General features: G+C 65.6%; 14 protein-coding genes. 1 reads left to right on the top strand and 13 read right to left on the bottom strand.

Features of this window, described 5'->3' with window-relative positions:
• Nucleotides 1–48: 48 nt before the first annotated feature.
• Nucleotides 49–3,705, top strand: coding sequence for a TM0106 family RecB-like putative nuclease (locus tag ACQCSY_RS04635; protein WP_427133577.1), 3,657 nt, complete (start codon nt 49–51; stop codon nt 3,703–3,705).
• Nucleotides 3,706–3,778: 73 nt separating this feature from the next.
• Here the strand turns inward: ACQCSY_RS04635 and ACQCSY_RS04640 are convergent, their stop codons facing one another.
• From ACQCSY_RS04640 to ACQCSY_RS04700, 13 genes are all read right to left on the bottom strand, one after another.
• Nucleotides 3,779–4,624 carry a triose-phosphate isomerase family protein gene (locus tag ACQCSY_RS04640; RefSeq protein WP_427133579.1) on the bottom strand — a complete coding sequence of 282 codons (846 nt, stop codon included), beginning with the start codon at nt 4,622–4,624 and terminating at the stop codon, nt 3,779–3,781.
• A 31-nt stretch (nt 4,625–4,655) separates the two neighbouring features.
• The gene (locus ACQCSY_RS04645) at nt 4,656–6,005 is read right to left on the bottom strand and encodes an MFS transporter (RefSeq protein WP_427133581.1); all 1,350 of its coding nucleotides are present in this window, start codon (nt 6,003–6,005) and stop codon (nt 4,656–4,658) included.
• 88 nt (nt 6,006–6,093) lie between these two features.
• Nucleotides 6,094–6,231: a hypothetical protein gene (locus ACQCSY_RS04650; RefSeq protein ID WP_427133583.1), complete on the bottom strand. Its 138-nt coding sequence runs from the start codon at nt 6,229–6,231 to the stop codon at nt 6,094–6,096.
• A gap of 12 nt (nt 6,232–6,243) precedes the next feature.
• Complete coding sequence (locus ACQCSY_RS04655) at nt 6,244–7,011, bottom strand: SDR family NAD(P)-dependent oxidoreductase (protein WP_427133585.1); 768 nt, start codon at nt 7,009–7,011, stop codon at nt 6,244–6,246.
• A 46-nt stretch (nt 7,012–7,057) separates the two neighbouring features.
• Entirely contained in the window at nt 7,058–8,047 is a 990-nt protein-coding gene (locus ACQCSY_RS04660; protein WP_427133587.1) for a 3-hydroxyacyl-CoA dehydrogenase family protein, read from the bottom strand.
• Nucleotide 8,048: 1 nt separating this feature from the next.
• A complete protein-coding gene (locus ACQCSY_RS04665) occupies nt 8,049–8,531 on the bottom strand; it encodes a ribose-5-phosphate isomerase (RefSeq protein WP_427133588.1) in 483 nt (160 codons plus the stop codon).
• Nucleotides 8,528–10,330 (bottom strand): dihydroxyacetone kinase subunit DhaL, encoded by a 1,803-nt coding sequence (dhaL, locus tag ACQCSY_RS04670; RefSeq protein WP_427133590.1) that lies wholly within the window; start codon nt 10,328–10,330, stop codon nt 8,528–8,530. The genes ACQCSY_RS04665 and dhaL overlap by 4 nt, the downstream gene beginning before the upstream one ends.
• A gap of 86 nt (nt 10,331–10,416) precedes the next feature.
• Nucleotides 10,417–11,421 carry a sugar phosphate isomerase/epimerase family protein gene (locus ACQCSY_RS04675; RefSeq protein WP_427133592.1) on the bottom strand — a complete coding sequence of 335 codons (1,005 nt, stop codon included), beginning with the start codon at nt 11,419–11,421 and terminating at the stop codon, nt 10,417–10,419.
• 159 nt (nt 11,422–11,580) lie between these two features.
• Nucleotides 11,581–12,300, bottom strand: coding sequence for a GntR family transcriptional regulator (locus ACQCSY_RS04680; RefSeq protein ID WP_427133594.1), 720 nt, complete (start codon nt 12,298–12,300; stop codon nt 11,581–11,583).
• 146 nt (nt 12,301–12,446) lie between these two features.
• Nucleotides 12,447–13,517 carry an alkene reductase gene (locus tag ACQCSY_RS04685; protein WP_427133597.1) on the bottom strand — a complete coding sequence of 357 codons (1,071 nt, stop codon included), beginning with the start codon at nt 13,515–13,517 and terminating at the stop codon, nt 12,447–12,449.
• A 94-nt stretch (nt 13,518–13,611) separates the two neighbouring features.
• Nucleotides 13,612–14,550: a hypothetical protein gene (locus ACQCSY_RS04690; protein WP_427133599.1), complete on the bottom strand. Its 939-nt coding sequence runs from the start codon at nt 14,548–14,550 to the stop codon at nt 13,612–13,614.
• Between the two features lie 3 nt (nt 14,551–14,553).
• A complete protein-coding gene (locus ACQCSY_RS04695) occupies nt 14,554–15,072 on the bottom strand; it encodes a DUF6318 family protein (RefSeq protein WP_427133601.1) in 519 nt (172 codons plus the stop codon).
• A gap of 10 nt (nt 15,073–15,082) precedes the next feature.
• The gene (locus ACQCSY_RS04700; protein WP_427133602.1) at nt 15,083–15,304 is read right to left on the bottom strand and encodes a hypothetical protein; all 222 of its coding nucleotides are present in this window, start codon (nt 15,302–15,304) and stop codon (nt 15,083–15,085) included.
• Nucleotides 15,305–15,327: the final 23 nt, after the last annotated feature.

Here is a 15,327-nt window from a genome sequence, read left to right on the forward strand (position 1 = left end):
GATAGCTTGGCAATAGGACATCAATGGCAACGGGGCGGCAGGGGCGAAGTGTTTTTTCTTGAACCGGAAGTTCCGGGCCACGTGCAGGATCTGGTCTTTTCCGCGAGCGACCTCGTCATCGCGGCCACCTGCGAGTACCAGCTGCTGCGCAAGCTCGACGAGAAGCTGGGGCGTTCCCCCAAAGCGGTCTTCGAGGACGACGAAATGCTCAAGCGCGCAGCCGACCTCGGCGACGTCCATGAGCGCAACGTCCTTGGCCGCTTTGTTACGGATTTCGGACCATGGGATCCGGCCACGAGTCGCGGCGTGTACGACGTCGTTCCGGCCGATACCATGGACCGCGTCACCTTGGCGGCCAAACACCATGAGTCCATCGAGGCGCTGAGGTCGGGCGCCGACGTCGTGTTCCAGGCGGCCTTCTTTGACGGCCACTTCCATGGCCGCTCCGATTTCCTGGTGCGCCAGGCCGACGGCAGCTACGCCGTGTTCGACACCAAACTCGCGCGCCACGCCAAGGTGACCGCACTGCTCCAGCTCGCTGCCTACGGCGACCAGCTGCTGAAGGCTGGGATTGCCCCGGATCCCGAGGTCACCCTGGTCCTCGGCGCCACGGAAGCCCTCGCCGACGGCGGCTTCGACTACGTCCGCAGTCACCACAAACTCTCGGAGATCCTGCCTGTCTTCCGCGAGCGTCGGGACCGCTTCCTCGCACTCACGTCCGCGCACCTCGCGCAGCCCGCGACTGTTCGTTGGGGCGCCGCCGGAATTTCCGCCTGCGGCCGATGCGACTATTGCCGGGAGCAGGTCAAGGCCAGCGACGATCTACTCCTGGTGGCACGGATGAACTCCGCGCAGCGCAAGAAACTCCACGAGCAAGGCATTTTCACCGTCAATGAACTGGCGAAAGCCAGCCTTCCCGGGGCGAACGCCTCGCTCCTGCGGTTGCAGGACCAGGCCCGGATGCAGAGCGGCGTCGGCGCTTCCGACGGCGGCGTGCGGTACGTCAAGGACGAAGAAGAACACACCCTCCGCTACCGCGTGGTCGCCGACAACACGCTGGCCGAGCTGCCACCGCCCAGCGACGGCGACATCTTCTTCGATTTCGAAGGCGATCCCCTGTGGCAGGAAAGCGCCACCGGCGTCTGGGGTCTCGAATACTTGTTCGGCGTGATCGAAGCACCTACGGAGCCCCGCGGGCAGGGCGTATTCAAGCCTTTCTGGGCCCACAGTCGGGAGGCTGAGAAACAGGCTTTCCTGGATTTCCTGGATTATGTGGAGAAGCGCCGCGGCCAGTACCCGGACATGCACGTCTACCACTACGCCGCTTACGAGAAAACAGCGTTGCGCAAGCTCTCCGTCATGCATGTCGCCGGCGAGGACACCGTGGACCAGTGGCTGCGCGACGGCCTCCTGGTGGACCTCTACCAGACCGTCCTGAGCAGCATTCGCATCTCCGAGAACTCCTACAGCATCAAGAAGCTCGAGCCGCTCTACATGGGGACGAACCTGCGCTCGGGGGACGTAAAAGACGCCGGGGCGTCCGTGGTTGCCTACGCCCAGTACTGCGATGCGCGCGACGACGATCGCCACGAGGAGGCCGCCGAGATCCTCGCCGGCATCGCCGACTACAACGAATACGACTGCCTGTCCACGCTGGAAATCCGGAACTGGCTGCTCGGCCTGGCCCGGCAGCGCGGGATCCTGCCGGGCGGCGGGACGGCTGAAGCGTCCCACGGCAAGGGCGCGGCTTCAGGTTCCGAGGACCGGGACGGGGACGGGGACGGGGACGGGGAGTCTGGGCCGGATGCCGCCCTGAGCTTTGCCGAACTGGTGCTGGCCGAGTACTCCGAACCTGGCACGGGCCTGTCGGATGCGGACCGGAAGGCGGTCGCCATGCTCGCGGCGGCCGTGAGCTATCACCGCCGCGAGCGCAAGGCTTTCTGGTGGGCGCACTTTGACCGCTGCGAGAACGGCCCGGACACGCGTCACCAGCAGGACCGCAACGTTTTCCTGGTCGAGGACGCGGAGGTTCTGGAGGACTGGTGGGGGGATGGCGCCAAGCTTCCGGAGCGCCGGGTAAAGCTGATTGGCACCGTAACCCCCGGCTCCGATCTCCGCGAGGGCAGCAAATGGTTCCGAATGTACGAGCCCCCGCTTCCGGCCGGACTCGAGGGCACGGGCGTTAACGGGACCGGGCGCAACGGCTGGTTCGGCACGGAGGTCCTGGAACTGGGCCATGAGGACGGAAAAGACACCGTCATTATCCGGGACAAGCTCAAAAGGAACATCGAGCCGTATTCGCAGCTGCCCATCGCGCTTACCGAAGACCAGCCCCTCCAGACCAAGAACCTCGAGGAAGCACTGGCCGTCCTGGCGGATGACGTCGCCTCGGACTTGCGGGCTTCGGGTGCTGGTGCCGGCCGCTTCAAGAAGCATCCCGCCCTGGACCTGGTGCGGCGTGTCCCGCCGCGGCTTTCAACCGGCCGGGCCCTGCCCGCACCCGGCGACGGACCGGACCGTTTCATTGATGCCATCACGGAGGCCGTCGAAGCCCTGGACCACTCCTACTTGGCTGTCCAGGGCCCGCCGGGAACCGGTAAGACGCATGTCGGCTCGCATGTCATCGCCCGGTTGGTAGCCCGGGGCTGGAAAGTCGGCGTCGTCGGGCAGTCCCATGCTGTCGTTGAAAACCTGCTGAAAACCGCTGTCACCAAGGCTGGCGTCGACCCCTCCCGGGTCGCCAAGGACGTGAAGCACGAGGAGCCGCTCGCCTGGGACCAGCGTCTGGCCACGGATGTCGCGCGCCTGCTCAGCTCCCCGGGCGGCGCGCTGGTGGGTGGTACGGCGTGGACGATGACCGGCGCCACAGTCCCTGCGAGGTCGCTGGACCTGCTGGTGATTGACGAGGCCGGCCAGTTCTCTTTGGCCAACACCCTGGCCGTGGCGCAGGCCAGCAGCCGCCTCCTGTTGCTTGGTGACCCCCAGCAATTGCCGCAGGTCAGCCAGGGCTCGCATCCCGAGCCTGTGGATGAGTCGGCGCTCGGCTGGATCTCGGCAGGCCACGCCACGCTGCCGCCGGAACTCGGGTACTTTCTCGCGGATTCATGGCGGATGACCTCCGAGCTGTGCCGGGCCGTATCCAAACTCTCCTACGAGGGCCGGCTGCGGTCAGCCCCGGCAGCGGACCTCCGGCGCCTGGACGGTGTTCCTGCCGGCATCGAAACGGTCCTGGTCGAGCACAGCGGCAACGTCACGTCCTCTCCGGAGGAGGCTGCCGAGGTGGTGCGACAGGTGCGGCGCCATCTGGGGCTCGCCTGGCATACCGAACATGGCACCCGTCCGCTCGACGCTGCCGACGTGCTGGTGGTGGCGGCCTACAACGCCCAGGTCAACCTGATCCGCGAGGCCCTCGATGGCGCCGCCCTCCCCAACGTCCGGGTGGGAACCGTGGACAAATTCCAAGGCCAGGAAGCCGCGGTGGTGATCGTGTCCATGGCCTGTTCGGCGGTGGCCGAGGCGCCGCGGGGCATGGAGTTCCTGCTCTCGCGCAACCGGATCAACGTGGCGGTCTCCCGCGGACAGTGGCGCGCCGTCGTGGTCCGCGCGCCCGAGCTCACCAATTACCTCCCCACGCATCCCGAGGGTATGGAAGAGCTGGGCGGCTTCATCGGCCTGTGCCAGAGGTCTGTCGCAATCAGCGCGTAGGACATGCCCACACTTGGGCATACCGGCCAGGGAGCATGCTCATTCTTGAACATGAACAGTGGACAGAATGGCATTATGCCCACGGTTCGTGGCCGAGGCTGGACATGTCCAGTGGTGACAGTTCGGGCGGCGGGACATGTCCAGCAAGCAGCAGTGCCTCATCCAGCACCCTGCCGAAGTTCGCCGGGTCGTGGGCAAAGCGTCCCAGGAACAGGCCGGAGACGCCCCCGAGCGTTGGCAGCAGCCCGGGCTTGGCCGAACCGCCGTAGATGACCGGCACATCCGCGAGCCCCGCTGAGGCGAGGTGGCCGCGGAGCTGCCGGACGACGTCGGACACGTACGCAGCGGCGGCAGGCTCTGCAGCACCGATGGCCCAGACGGGCTCGTAGGCAACGGTGAGCCGGCCGGCCAGGTCCCAATCGCCATCCACGGCCGATTCGAACTGGCGGTACACAAATTCGGCGGCGGCAGCGGGCTGGCCGGCGTCGTGCTCGCCCACGCACAGCAGCGGCGCCAGCCCGGCGTCGTCCGCGGCCCGGACCTTGAGCGCCACCATGGAATCGTCTTCGCGGAAGTGCCGCCGGCGTTCGGCGTGGCCGATTTCCACGAGCCGCACCCCGAGTTCGGCGAGCATGGACGGGGCCACCTCCCCGGTCCACGGGCCGTCCGCCCAGCCACAGTTCTGGGCACCCAGCAGCAGCGGCGAACCTGCCAGGAGCCCGGCCGCGGAGGCCAGGACGGGGAACGACGGAATGACGAACGGGACAACCCGCCCGGCCGCGAGGGCCGGGCGGGTGTCCACTTCGTGGCGAAGCTGCTCCAGCCAGGCCAGGCTGTCCCGGTAACCCAGGTACATCTTGGTGCTGACACCGACCAGGATGGGGGTGCTGGCGGTCTGGCGGCGTGAAGTCTGCTGCATTGTTGGTGCCTTCTGCTTGTCCGGGCGGGTGCTACTGCTCCAGCAGTTCGTCGGCCTTGTTCTTGAACCGGCGGGTGGCGAACATCATGGCCGCGGCGAGAAACGGGAGCACGCCCAGGGCGTAGACGCCCATGGTTCCGGTGTCGGACGCGGTGATCTGGTTGACGGAGGTCCGCAGGATCGGGGCCACGAAGCCGCCCAGGTTGCCGAGCGAGTTGATCAGGCCGATGCCGGCAGCCGCAGCCGTTCCGGTGAGGAACGCCGTCGGATAGGACCAGGCGATGGGGCCGATGGAGAGGAAGCTGCACACGGCGAGGCTGATGAAGATGATGCCGAGTGCCGGAATGTGGTTTGCGCCGGCCCAGGCTGAGCCGAAGATGCAGAGTCCCGTGGAGATGAACAGCCCGGTGCCCCAGACCCGGCGGCGGACCACGGTGTTGGCTGCCCTGCCGATGAAGTAGCAGGCGAAGATGCCGAAGAACCACGGGATGGCAGCCATCAGGCCGACGGCGAAGCCAACCTTCTGACCCGTCAGCTGGGCCACCTGCTGCGGCAGGTAGAACGTGACACCGTACACGGCGATCTGGAGGCAGAAGTAGATGACGGTGAAGTACCAGACCTTGCCGTTCTTCATGGCGGCGAGCACGCCGCGCGGGCCGGACTCTTCCTTGACGGTGTCCTCCAGCGCCATGACCTCCAGGAGTGCGCTCTTCTCGTCCTTGTTCAGGAACTTCGCGTCCTGCGGGCTGTTGATCAGGAAGAAGAACGCTGCAACACCGGCGATGACCGCCAGCATGCCTTCGACAAAGAACATGACCTGCCAGCCCTGGACGCCGGGCACCTGGTCGCCGATGTTGATCAGCCAGCCGGACAGCGGTGCGCCCATCATCTGGGAGAACGGCTGCGCCAGGTAGAAGATGGCGAACATCTTGACGCGGACCTTGTTGGGGAACCACGCGGCGAGGAACATGATGACGCCCGGGAACAGGCCCGCCTCGGTGACACCCAGCAGGAAGCGCAGGATGATGAAGGACGTCTCGCCCTGGACGAACGCGAAGCACGCGGACACGATGCCCCACGTGATGGCAATGCGCGCCAACCAGATTTTCGCCCCGAACTTGGTCAGGAGCAGGTTGCTGGGGATCTCGAACAAGGCGTAGCCGATGAAGAAGATCCCGGCGCCCAGTGCGTAGGCGCCGGCGGTGATGCCCTTGTCCACGCCCAGGGCGGCTTCGGCGAAGCCGACGTTGGTGCGGTCCAGGAAGGCCACCACGTAGAGGATGACGAGCATGGGCATGAGCCGGCGAGAGGCCTTGGAAATGGCCGATTTCAGAACCGGCGTATCCAGGAGGTCCCTGGTGGACGTTGTTGCTACGGACATCAAAACTCCTCGTTGAGTAGATCGTTGAGCAGATCAGGTGAGTGAATCAGGCGGGTAGAACAGTTGCGTAAAACGGGCAGTGATTTCTCTAGCGTGAAAAGGCGATCATCATGACCCCGGCCAGGCAGGCCAGGATCCCGACGGCGAGGTAGATCTTCCGTCCCTTGCTCCAGTTACTCCAGGACGCGAATCCGGCTGAGGCGGCGGTCTTGCTGGGTTGTGCCACGATGCTTCTTCCCTAGTGCATGTAGAGTCCGCCATCCACATTCAGCGTCTGGCCGGAGATGTATCCGGCGTCCTCGCTGATGAGGAAGGCGATGGCGGCTGCGATGTCCCGGGTGGAGCCCACGCGGTTCACCACGAGGTCTTTGGTGAGTCCGTCCTTGCGTTCCTGGGTGAGGGTGCCGCCCATGATGTCGGTGTCGATGGGGCCCGGGGAGATGGCGTTGACGGTGATGTCGTATTCGCCCAGTTCCCGCGCGGTGGAGCGGGTCAGGCCGATCACGCCCGCCTTGGCCACCGAGTACGGCGTCTTGGAATACGTGCCGCCGCCGCGCTGTGCGGAGACGGAGGAGATGTTCACGATCCGGCCGATCCTGTTCTTGACCATGGATTCGGCAACACGGCGCGTGGCGTAGTGGACGCCGTTGAGGTTGATGCCCAGCACCCGGTCCCACTCGGCGGCGTCGAGTTCCAGGTAGGGAACCGGGGAGCTGACGCCGGCCACATTGGCGAGGGCCACGATCTGCGGCAGCTCGGCCTCGATCTCATCGATCGCTGCACGGACCGATGCTTCGTCGCCAACGTTGGCGCCGGCGCCGTAGGCCTGGACGCCGTGCTCGGCGGCCAGTTCCTTTGCCGCCGCTTTGCATCGGGCGTCGTCGAGGTCAATGATGCCGATGTTCCAGCCCTGCGCCGCCAGGTAGTTGGCGGTGGCTCGGCCGATGCCGCGCTCCGACACGGCGCCGGTGACGATCGCCGTGCGTTCTGCGGGGAAAGTGCTCATGGGGTAACTCCTAGGTGAATGCGAGGGGGCTTGGTCGGAAGGGTAATCAGTTGATGGGTGCGGGGCCGAGGTCGTCGATGAGTTTCTGCATGGCCACGTACGCCTTGTTCCGGTACGCGATCAGCTCGGGCGTGCGCTCGGCCGGGACGTTGAGGAAGCCGGCTCCGGTTTTGGTGCCGAGCTTCCCGGCGTCGACCAGCTCGGTGAGGATTTTCGGGGTGGCAAACCGTTCCGGAAACTCGGTCTGGAGCGACTTGTAGCAGAAGTTGTACACATCCAGGCCGGCCATGTCGGCGATGGCGAAGGGTCCGAAGAACGGCAGCCGGAAGCCGAACGTGGTGCGGACCAGCGTGTCGATATCCTCCGCTGTCGCGATCTCCTGCTCCACCAGCTGGGCGGCCTCGTGGAACAGCGCGTACTGGAGCCGGTTGAGCACGAAGCCGGTGACGTCCTTGACGACGGCGGTCTGCTTGCCGGCGGCGTGGACCAGCTCACGGACGGCACCGACCGTGGCGGCCGACGTGCCGGCGTGAGGGATGATTTCCACGCCGGGGATGAACGGGGACGGGTTGGAGAAGTGCACGCCCAGGAAGCGTTCCGGGTTGGCGACGGGCTCGGACAGCTCCGCGATGGAGATGGTGGAGGTGTTGGACCCGATGATGGCGTCCGGCCGGGCGGCGGCGCTGATGCGGGCCAGCGTCTGGTGCTTGATCGCGATGACCTCGGGGACGGCTTCCTCGATGAAGTCCGCATCTGCCACGGCTTCCTCGATGTCCTTGGCTGCCCAGAGGTTTTGCTTGAGGATTTCGGTGGAACCTGCCGGGAAGAGCCCCGCGGCAACGAATTCGTCCGATTCCACCAGCAGCCGCTCGTAGTTTTTCTGCGCCACTTCGGCGGACACGTCGGCCAGGGCAACCCGGGCACCGCCGAGCGCCAGGACCTGCGCGATCCCGCCGCCCATGTAGCCGGAGCCGACGACGGCGATCTTGCGGGCGGCGTTGACGGCCACTGCGGCGGTGATATCTGTTTCGGTCATTTCAGACTGCCTTCGTGTAGTCGGGCTCGTAGGAGCAGATGGCGTCCACCTTGGCGGCGGAGGAGGAGTTTTCATCGAAGCTGTGGCCCAGCCATTCGCCCACCAGTTTCTTGGCAAGTTCCAGGCCGATGACGCGCTGTCCGAGCGTGAGGACCTGGGCGTTGTTGCTGAGGACCGAGCGTTCCACGGAGTAGCTGTCGTGAGCGGTGACGGCCCGGATTCCGGGGACCTTGTTGGCCGCTATGGCCACGCCCAGGCCGGTGCCACAGATCAGCAGCGCGCGGTCGGCCTCGCCCCCGGCGACTTTGCGTGCGGCGTCAACGGCCACGTGGGGGTAGGCGGTGGAGTCGTTGGCACCGACCCCCACGTCCTGCACCGAGACCACGCGGGGATCCGCTTCGAGCAGCGCCTTCAGCGCGTTCTTGTATTCGACGCCCGCCTCATCGTTGCCGATGACGACGCGCCAGCCTGTAGCTGCACTCATGCCTGTGCTCCTTGCTTCGCCAGTTCGGGGTTAGCGAGCCTGTTGTCGGTGTGTGCTGTGTCCTTTTGTGCAGTGTCCTTGTGTGCAGTGTCGAGGTGCGCCGAAATCCGTGCCGCGATGAGGGCGAACGATACCGCGCCGGGGTCGGCGTGTCCGAGGCTCTTTTCTGCGAGCGGACGGGCACGGCCCTTGAGCGGCCGGAGGTCGGCGGTCCGGTCGGCGGCTGTCTTGGCGGCGGCCGCGGCTGCGGCGAGCGAGCCGCCAACCGGAGCGCCGTCGTCGAACGCGGTGAGGAAGGCATCGCGGAACGGCAGCAGTGCGTCCACCATGGTCTTGTCCCCCAGCTCCGCCTTGCCGAGTTCGGTGATGGCATCTACGAAGGCGGTGACCGCGGCGGCGGCGTCCTCGCCGGTGTAGCTGTCCCGGTTTCCCAAGGCGAGTCCGGCCGCGATGACCGCCGAACCCCACAGCGCCCCTGAGGTCCCGCCCGCGCGTTCGCTCCAGGCCTCCCCCGCGGCGGTCAGGACCCGCGCCGCTGACGCGCCGCCGTCGTTCGCCACAGCCTGTTCGGCCGCGGCGACTGCCGCGTCCACGCCGCGGCGCATCCCGATTCCGTGGTCGCCGTCGCCGGCAATCGCGTCCAGGCTGCCCAGTTCTTCTTCGTGCTCGACGACGACGTCCCGCACCTGGCCGAGCACGGCTGCTGCCTGCCGCCCAAGGGCCGCCGACGCTGCGGTGGGGTGTTCGACGTCGGAAGCCACAGCGGCTTCAGGACCGGCCAGTTCACGGCGGGCCCGGGGTGCCAGGTTGCCTTTGCGGAACGCCGGGGTATCAGCCGGGGCGGCCCAGTACCCCTCCAGTTCGTCGTCCAGCCAGAGCAGGGTCAGGGAGAGTCCGGACATGTCCAGGCTCGTGACGAGCTCGCCGCATTCCGGTTCCACCACGGTGAGTCCGGCGGCGACGAGAAGCTTCTCGATCTTGCCGAAGAGCAGGAACAGCTCGTCGTACTTGACCGTGCCGAGGCCGTTGACGATCGCCACCACACGGTTGCCGGCGTCGTCGGGTTTGTCGGCCAGCAGCCGGGTGACGAGGAGCTCGGCCAGTTCAGAGGCGGTAGGCATTGGGTGTTCGGAGATGCCCGGTTCGCCGTGGATGCCCAGGCCGAGGGACATCTGCCCTGCGGGGACGGAGAACAGCGGTGCCTGCGCTCCGGGCAGGGTGCAGCCGTCGAAGGCGACGCCGAGGGAGCGCGTGCGGTAGTTGGTCCGGATGGCCAGCCGTTCGACGTCGTCTAGGTTCAATCCGGCCTCGGCGGCGGCGCCGGCGATCTTGAAGACGGCCAGGTCCCCGGCGATCCCTCGGCGCATTTCGAGCTGATCCAGCGGTGCGCTGGCGATGTCGTCGGTGACCAGGACGGTCCGGGTCTCGATGCCTTCGGCGTTGAGCCGCAGCTGGGCCTGGCCGAAGTGGAGGACGTCGCCCGCATAGTTGCCGTAGCTCAGCAGCACGCCGGCGCCTGCGTTGGCGGCCTTGGCCACGCGGTAGACCTGCCCCGCTGCGGGGGACGCGAACATGTTGCCGCAGGCCGAGGCCGCGGCCAGGCCGGGCCCCACCAGGCCGGCGAAAGCGGGGTAGTGCCCGGAGCCGCCGCCCACCACCAGGGCCACCTGCCCGGCGGGGACCTCGGTGGAGCGGACGACGCCGCCGTCCACCCGGGCGACGTAGCCGCGGTTGGCGGCCACGAAGCCGTCCAGTGCCTCATCCGCGAAGTCAGCGGGGTTGTCGAAGATCTGGGTCATGGTTCCTCATTGAATCCGTGTTGGAGAACTGGCTGAATTGAATAGACGCTGGATCGGCGCCGCTGGGAAGCCGGGGCGGCGGCGGATCAGACGCCGGCGAGTTCCGCCGTTGCGGGCTGCTGCCGGCCTTGGGCCACCTGGCTCCGGCCTAGGCTGTAGCCGTCGGTCTTCGGCAGGATCCGGCGGCGGAGGTAGTCCTGGTTGCTGGCGGTGACACTGAGTCCGTCCCCGCCGTAGTGTTCGGTGCAGAGGATGCCCTGGAAGCCGACGGAGAGGGCTATTTTGAATGCCTCGCGGTAGTTGATGAGGCCGCTTTCCATCGGGGCCGGCATGGCGACGTAGCCGTCGCGCGCCAAGTCCTCGTCGCGGATGTAGTTCTTCATGTGCCAGTAGTTGGAGTACGGGAGGGTCTTGGCGACCATATCGCGCCAGTCCTCGATCGGGCGGTGCACCCGGATCAGATTTCCGAGGTCCGGGTTCAGGCCGACGTTGTCCAGGCCGATGTCCTGGACCAGCTGGACGGAGGAATCCGCGGTACCCAGGTAGGTGTCCTCGTACATTTCGAGCGAGAGCAGGACGCCGACCTCGGCGGCGTGTTGGCCGAGTTCGCGGAGGCGGGTGACGGCCTTGCCCCAGGATTCCTTGTCCCCCACCGGGTCTTTGTGTCCTTCGACGGTCCAGAACCACAGCTGCTTCTGCTGCTCGGCGGTGAGCGCCTGGTGCAGCCCGAAGGAGACAACTTCGCAGCCGAGTTCAGCCGCGGCGTCGATGGTGCGGTGGCTGTAGGCCAGGTTCGCTTCCCAGTTTTCGGCCTCGATGACGCTGCGCCGGATGGCGGAGATGACGGGGATGCCGATGCCCACGTTGTCGGCCGTCTGCTTGAACTCTGCGAGGCGGGCGGCGCTGAGGTCGCCGGGGCGGACCCAGCTGTCGGTGAGGTCCGCATTGGCGAAGCCCGCGTCCTTGACTTCCTGGAGCACCGCGGCCCAGGCGGGGGCCCCGGCATCGTTCATCTGCTGCCCGGCGGCGTTGACGCCCGGGAACTGCAGGAGGGCTGCGGTGATGGGCCAGTTTTCGGCTGTGTAGGTCATGGGTTCACTCCTTCGTGGAATCCTGTTTCCTATAGGATTTACTATCCATAGAACGTTGTCAAGATCACATCCGGGATTGTTTGTAACAATCAAAGATCCTATAGGAGTTAATTCTCAGGTGAAGGGGTCACAGAGAATCTGTGGGGTCGGCCTGCGGGCTCAGTCTGCCGGCGCGTCGGCGATGGCCCGGCCGCGCACCTTCTGTACGTGCTCGGCCATTGCTGCTGCGGCTTTCTCCGGATCTCCCGACGAGAAGGCATCCAGGACGGACTGGTGCTCGGCGATCGCATTCTCCGCGTCGGTGATGCCCACTCCCCCAAACAGGCGGAAGCGCTGCACTTGTCCGCCGAGGGCGGCATAAGCGGCGACCATGAACTGGTTGCCGGTCTGTTCCGCGATCAGCCGGTGGAACCGCTCGTCGGCTTCCAGATAGTCCTTGTATTCGGCAAATGAAGGGCCCCTCGGCGCTTCCCTGAGGTCGGAGACTGCCTGCGCCAGTTCGGCAAGGTGCTCGGGCGTCAGCCGGGCACACGCGAGGCGGGCGTTGACGGGCTCGATCGCAAGGCGGGCTTCCATGAGCTCCGCAAAGTCTTCCCCGCTGAAGACCGGCGCGACGCGGTACCCCTTGAGCGCCACGCGGCGGACCATTCCGGTGTGTTCCAGCCGGGCGAGAGCCTCGCGCACCGGCGTCGGGGAAACATCGAGTTCCCTGGCGGTTCCATCAATGCTCACCGCAGTCCCGGGTTCCAGCCGACCGTCCATGAGCGACGCCAGAAGTGCTTCATAGACGTGGTCTGCCAGCACCTGCCGGCTGACGGTACGGCCTGCTGAGCGGCCCGAGCCTCCCCCAGGGAGGCTGCCGGAGGAAGCTAGTTGCATGTTCAGATCCTATAGGACTCGGCAGATCGAAGAGCCACCGGGGGACATGCCCATTCTTAAACGCGAACAGTGGGCAAAATGGCGTTCTGCCCACTGTTCGTGGCCATGGCTGCACATGCCCAGCGGTGCGGGTGCTGCTCGCCGGCCTAGTTCTGGTACGCGGGGTAGTCGGTGTAGCCCTTGGCGCCATCGCTGTAGAACGTGGACTGATCCGGCTCGTTGACCGGCAGGCCTTCACGCCAGCGACGGGCCAGGTCCGGGTTGGCGATGGCGGGGCGTCCGACGACGACGGCGTCAGCGTGGCCGTCCGCGACCAGCGCCGTGGCTTCCTCGCGGGTCGTGATGGCGCCGAAGCCCGTGTTCACCAGGAAAGTCCCGTTGAACCGCGTGCGCAGATCCTGGACCAGTTCACTCGTGGGCTCCTTGTGAAGGACGCTCAGGTACGCCAGTTGGAGCGGCGCCAAGGCATCGACGAGGTGTCCGTAGGTCTCGCGGACGTCCGCTGCGTCCAGTTCGAGCGCACCCTGAATATTGTGCTCCGGGGAGATGCGGATGCCGACGCGGTCCGCGCCGATGGCGGCCACCACGGCTTCGGCAACTTCGACGACGAAACGCGCCCGGTTCTCCGGTGAGCCACCGTAGATGTCGTCGCGCTGGTTGGCGGCCCGCGAGAGGAACTCGTGCAGCAGGTAGCCGTTGGCGGAGTGCAGCTCCACGCCGTCGAAACCTGCCTCAATGGCATTGCGGGAGGCGTTGACGAATTCCTGGACAATTCCCGGCAGTTCTTCGACGGCCAGGGCGTGCGGAACCGGGTACGACTTCTTGCCGGAATAGGTGCGCGTTTCGCCGTCGATGGCGATGGCGCTGGGCGCGACAACTTCGTAGCCACCGGTGGTGTCTTCGTGGGTGACCCGGCCCGCGTGCATCACCTGCGCGAAAATCCTGCCGCCTTCTGCGTGTACGGCCGACGTGACGTTCGCCCAGCCCTTGAGCTGCTCCTCGGTCACGAGGCCGGGCTGGCCCGGGAATCCCTGGCCGGCATGGCTGGGGTAGGTACCTTCGCTGACGATCAAACCGAGCGAGGCGCGCTGGCGGTAGTGCTCCACGACCAGTGGTCCCGGGATCCCTTCCTTGCCGGAGCGGACGCGGGTCAACGGCGCCATCACGAGTCGGTTGGGCAGTTCCAGCTCGCCGAGGGTCAACGGGGAAAACAGCATGCGCAGTTCCTTTCACAGATGATTGATCCAATGGCGGCAACTGCGCGGCGCCTGCAACTATTCCATGTGAGACTCGGATCACGCCCGGCGATACTCAAGGTTGCGGCGCTGCGACCCCGGGGCAACCCAGTCCATGAGGGTTCTGCAGACAGTCATCTGCATAGTTTCGGGTGATCGTCCGCCATACGCTGACCGTCCGAGGCGGCGAGCTGAACTGCCCCTGGCCGGGGATCGGCAGGGGCGGCCCGCCGTTGACCGAATATGTTCCCTGGAAATGCGTCGTCAGAACCACTGAGAAGTCGCCGGTCTGCGTGTAGATGTGGCTGGTGAGGGTCTTCTCGCCCCAGCGATCCTGCGGCAGCGGTCCGCCGGCCACGGTCTGCGGTCCCAGCGATGTGCCGTCGCCGTAGCTCCAGGTGTACTGCACGGGTTTGGCGATGACATGAACCTGTTGAGCAAGGATCGTGATGTCGAACCGCTGTTCGGCTGCATCGGCGAAGAAGTTGGTCTCTGCCCCGCGCAGCGTATGCGGGCTAGGTTGGGCTGTCAGAGTTCCTGCGGCCACCGGGAGTTTCTGGAACTCCGTTTGGATCATCTCGGCAATGCGGGGCAGCAAGTCCGCGGGTCTGGGATCGAACAGGCAGGTTGGGCCGGAGTGAAACGACCACGTCGGGTTTGGCACGCCTGCTGGAGCTTTCAGCCAAACAACCGGAATCCCGTCCTTGCCGTCTGGTCCGTTCTTACAGTCCAATTGCCTCGCCAAACACACGGTGTCGAAGTCGCCGCCGCCCAAGTGGCACTGAAGTTCGTACTTGTACTGGAATGGGTCTCCAGAAACCGATCCGGGTGCAGTATGCATGAAGGTCTTTGACGACGCATCCCACGCCCAGCCATTCAGGTTAACGCTATCGGGCTTCCAGTCCCCGAATATATCCGGATCATTCGCGCGCGCTGGCGATAGTCCAATGGTCGCGATCATTGCAGCGGAGACCACCAGCAAAACCAAGGTCCTGCACGCGGTTGCGAGTCGCATGGCTCACGCGACAATTCTGCCGACGTCTGCAAGACGCCAAGAGCCGTCCTTGAATGCCACAAACAAGAGATTCCCAGTATCGTCGGGCTGAGGATCGCTACGTGCGATGCTGCCGTCCGGCCGAACGTATACCAAGGGTGTCTGATGGGCCTGAACGGCTATTTGGTATGACGCCTCAGGACCTCGGACAAATTCGGTGCTTATCGAGGGAGTTGTGATTTTCCCTCCCACAAGCCAGCGGCCTTCTGAATGCCAGGCGCTGATAACACTCTTGGCCTTTGAGCATGGTTCACAACTGGAAGATGTGACCGATTCAAGGGGTGCCAGATCTCCCGTCTCATATCCATAGCTGAGCAAGCTGAACCAATAGGAGGCGAACGCGATCGCGCCTTCCTTCGTCTCGGCCTTAGCAGCCTCCGGCAGTACGGGAACCGGGACGTTTTGGGCCTTGCCCGAGGCATCCGCCGGCTTGTAGCTGGCAGTGTGCGCAGGCGTCGCGCTGGGAGTGGACGACACGGACATACTCGGAGACTCAGGAGCCGGAGATCCAGGCGGCGATGCGCTCCCGCCGCTGCAAGCGAAGATTGAGAGCAGCGAGGCTGTAACCACCGTGGCGGCGACAGCGCGCCAACGCCTGGGAATCGAAGTGCGAGATGTCATGGTCAGCTACTCCCCCGATAGAAATCAAGACGCCTGAGTCAAAACAATGCTTAAGGGTAACCGACATCACATTGTGGTCGTAGAGGTTATCCACAGCTGTCTGGTTCGCCCCAGAGA

The organism is Pseudarthrobacter sp. S9 (assembly GCF_050156545.1).
Lineage (GTDB): Bacteria > Actinomycetota > Actinomycetes > Actinomycetales > Micrococcaceae > Arthrobacter.